Annotated in this window: 4 protein-coding genes; all 4 read right to left on the bottom strand. The window is 42.4% G+C overall.

The window, feature by feature from the left end; genetic code table 11:
• On the bottom strand, positions 1-1,501 hold a 1,501-nt coding region (locus tag ACH2DQ_RS22880), incomplete at its 3' end, for an ABC transporter ATP-binding protein (RefSeq protein ID WP_395028473.1).
• Positions 1,474-2,355, bottom strand: coding sequence for an energy-coupling factor transporter transmembrane component T (locus ACH2DQ_RS22875; RefSeq protein ID WP_394915977.1), 882 nt, complete (start codon positions 2,353-2,355; stop codon positions 1,474-1,476). The genes ACH2DQ_RS22875 and ACH2DQ_RS22880, both read right to left, overlap by 28 nt.
• 19 nt (positions 2,356-2,374) lie before the next feature.
• On the bottom strand, positions 2,375-2,950 hold the full coding sequence (locus ACH2DQ_RS22870; protein WP_395028471.1) for a DUF4430 domain-containing protein: 576 nt from the start codon (positions 2,948-2,950) through the stop codon (positions 2,375-2,377).
• 131 nt (positions 2,951-3,081) lie between these two features.
• Positions 3,082-3,912 (bottom strand): hypothetical protein (locus ACH2DQ_RS22865; RefSeq protein WP_395028469.1); only part of this gene is annotated, 831 nt, incomplete at its 5' end.

The following is a 3,912-nucleotide window of genomic DNA, read 5'->3' as shown; positions in this document are numbered from 1 at the left end:
CATGAGTAACCATCAGTATGGATATCCCATTTTTCTTTAAATCTCTCATAATTTCCAGCAACCGATTCTTGGAAGATGCGTCAATCCCCTTTGTTGGTTCATCCAGCAGCAAAATTTTAGGTTTCAACAGCAGCATTTTCCCTATGGCTGCTTTCTGCTGTTCTCCGCCGCTTAAATCATAGGGGTGCTTGGGAAGAAGGTGTTCGATTTCTAACATCTTGGCCGTCTGCTCAATCATACGGCCCATTTCTTCCTTATCATAGCCCATCACTTTCCCCATTTCCTCATAGTCTTCCCGTACACTTTCCTTTAAAAATACCGTCTGGGGATTTTGAGGCAGTGACGCGAGGATCTGGCGGTACAATTCATTTCCCTTATACGCTTTCTGTTTCTTACCGAAAATTTTGATTTTTCCTTTATATGCATGATTTACATGTGAGATTACACTGAGCAGCGTGGTTTTTCCGGAACCGTTGCTTCCCAAAATGCTAACGATCTCTCCTTTATATAATTCCAGACTGACACCCTCCAGGATATCCGGCAGCTCCCGTTCATAGCGAAACCAGACGTCTTTCATGGACAGTACTATTTCCTGCTTCAGCCCTTGTTGCGTGAATTTATCATCCTGGTGGATGGATTCGCTCTTCTGGTCCAGTTCTTGTTCCTCCTTATACCAGGTACTTAAAAACTGGCGCCCCTCTCTTACCGTAAGCGGACAGGCACAATCCACATCCAGCCCGTTATAGATCCGCACTGCACTGGGCAGTCCAAGCATCATTTTATGGTTTGCTTTAATTTCTTTTAATTTCTTTCCTGCATCCCTGGGATTCTCCCACAACAGCAGCTTACCCTTTTCCATAATCCCAACTTTATCCGCAGCCGGGAAAACATCTTCCAGGCGGTGCTCTGTCAATATAATCGTGGTTCCAAGCTCCCGGTTCAGCTTTACAAGGGTAGCGATAAAATCCGATGATGCAATGGGATCCAGCTGGGAAGTGGGCTCATCCAGAATCAGAAGTCTGGGCTGCATTGCCATAATGGATGCCAGATTCAGCAACTGCTTCTGCCCTCCGGAAAGCTCTGAAGTATTTCTGCGAAACCAGCCGTCTATTCCAAAAAAGCAAGCCATTTCTCCCACTCTTCTGCGAATAATCTGATTATCAAGCCCCATATTTTCCAGGCCAAAAGCAAGCTCATGCCACACTTTATCCATCACGGTCTGGTTTTCCGGATTCTGCATAACATATCCGATATCGCAGGCACTGACACGTTCTGTTAATTCCTCCTGCCTTACCCCCAGATAACGCACTTCTCCGTCTTTCTCCCCATGGGGTGCAAGCTCTCTTTTTAATAATCGAAGCAATGTGGTTTTACCACAGCCGGATTCTCCGCACAGAACAATAAACTCTCCCTCTTCTACCGAAAAGCTCACATGATCCAGTGCACTTGCCTCCTGTTCCGGGTATGTAAAACTTAAATTCTCGACCTTAAGTATTTCCATTGTATTTTCTCCTTCAATTCCAGTAATCCCGGCAGTATCATAAATAATAAAACAACAGCATACCGGAAAATATCTCCGGCTTTCTTTCCAATCCAGGAGACAACCGGATAGTAGTAAAAGTCAAATTTTCCGGCAAAATAATTTCCACCTATATACAACATCATAATTCCAATCGCTGTGATTAAAATACCATCTGCTTTCCGAAACCGGAAAAGAGAAAAATTCTTTCTTCCCGGCAGCCCGTATCCTCGCGCTTTCATTGCATCGGCGGTTTCGATAGAGTTTTCAAGAGACCAGGACAGCAGGCTGTCAAATACCCGCATAGAACTACCCAGCTTGTCAAACTTGCTGTCACTTGCATACAGTCCCATTGCCTTCTGTGCCTGGTTAATTTTTTTGATCTGTACTTTAAAGAGAGGAATAAAGCGCAGCGCCATAGACAGCACCAGTGACAATTTCGGAATCGTTTTCCCAAACAGATACAAAAACTTATCCGATGTCATAATAACGTTCAGGCATTTACACCAGAACATTACACCCACAATCATGACGGCAATTGCACCTCCATACATAATCGCTTCCAGGGTAACCGGGTTGTCGTTCATGAAAAATAAAATCGTCTCTCCATTATGTGAAAACAGAGGATTGGTAATTGCAACCAGAAGAAACAGGAAAAAATAGAATACCAGGTTATGCGCCACGATACGGGCGGGATTCAGCATGGAAAAAAAGAGAATTGCACCAAACAGCGTACACAGTAAAATCACCGGATGCGTAGAAAACATGGTAAATAAAATAACACATACATAATATGTAAATAATACAATCGGATGGAATTTTTCAAAACCGCTCATGTCTTTCTCCTTCGCTTACTTATTCTTCTGTCTCAGTATTCTTGCTGTCATTTTGCGTATCAAATCTTCCTCCAATATCCCGTCCAAGTTCACAGTTATAAACAAATTCGATTACATCTCGATCCTTTGGTTTATATCGGCTGCACCCATAGTCCGGAAATGCTCCATTAACCCGGTACATCCATCCGCTAAGGGGACCGCAGGAATATTCATACAGAAAATTTATCCCCTGAATGTAGGCACTTCCGTAAACGTTATCCTGTGCCCCCTGATATTCCATCTGAATTTTTTCATGGCGCGTGGCACGGTTTAGAATATCAAAAACAGTGTCCTTCGGACGAAGTACATATTTTGTCGGTGCTAAAATCACACCGTCTGCCGGAACATATTTTGCATCCTGCAGCTCCGGCGCCAGCCGGTCCCAGTTATCCAGGATCGTATCACACCGGATGCTAAATGTAACAGTCTGGGAATCTTCTGTAATATCATCCACATGAGTCAGGTAATAATCTTCCACAGACTGAAACTTTGTACCTTTAAACAGAACAATGATAATGATAGCCGCAAAGGCAAGTATCAGTAAATCTTTTTTCATTTGTGTACCCATTTCCTATCACCGATTTCTGTGACAGTGCCACTGCAAAAAAAGGTTAAAAACCTTTGTGACTTCCTTTCTAATTCCTATTTTTCAAGCTTTATGGAGTGACAATGATTTTAGGCTTAGGCTTAATTGTCGTCTTCGTCATCTTCGTCTTCATCGTCATTTTCTCTTATATATTTCTCATTTTTCAGCCGTTTCCTTCTGCCCATGCGTATAGCCACAATAACAACCAGAATAACCACCAAAACTACCGCTGCTGCTGCTGCAATTATCGCGTTCAGCTGGTTCTTAATTCTGACATTTGCCTGAAGGATATCCTCGTACTGTAAAATCTTGGTCTGGTCATATGCGCTTAAACTTTCAATTTTTCGCTGAATTTCTTTAACTTTTTCTTTGTCCTTTAAAGAAATTTTATCCAGTGGATAAAGCTTCTTCGTAACTTCCTCATTGACTGATTTAATAGTCTCTTTAATCTGGTCAATTTCTTTTATTTTTTCTTCCAGCTTTTCTTTGTATTGCTTATAGTCTTCTTTATTCTCCGATTTGCGGTATTTGTCCAGAAGAGTGACCACTTCTACGTAAGATTCGCTGGTAATGGGATCGGGCAGGCTGTCCACCTTTTTTACATCTTCCTCTGTAAAATAAATATTTGCGGACATTGCCAGCTCCTGTCCAAACAGAGAAGTGACCGTACCGTTTCCCTTTGTATTCAAATCCATATGTTCTGACAATGGCTCTGAGTTGTTTGCAATCCCTTTTTCAGCCATTTTATCTGCCAGGACAGCATAAGAGGAAACATAGCTTCTTTCTTCTGCCGGAATTTGTTCATATGCATCATAAACAGCTGTGATTTCCTCCGATGCTGCATCCTCTTTCAGGTTATGTATCCTGGTCTCCAAATCCGATATCTGCTTTTTTAGTTCCGCAGTCTGCTCCGGACGGAAATCATATAAATT

Source organism: Robinsoniella sp. (genome assembly GCF_034124845.1).
The sequence above is the reverse complement of the archived record's forward strand: the minus strand, read 5'-3'. Positions and strand labels throughout refer to the sequence as shown.

What these genes read in the sequence shown, in the direction of transcription:
- ACH2DQ_RS22875 (WP_394915977.1), bottom strand. Translation starts at nt 2,355, where the DNA reads ATGAGCGGTTTTGAAAAATTCCATCCGATTGTATTATTTACATATTAT.
- ACH2DQ_RS22870 (WP_395028471.1), bottom strand. Translation starts at nt 2,950, where the DNA reads ATGAAAAAAGATTTACTGATACTTGCCTTTGCGGCTATCATTATCATT.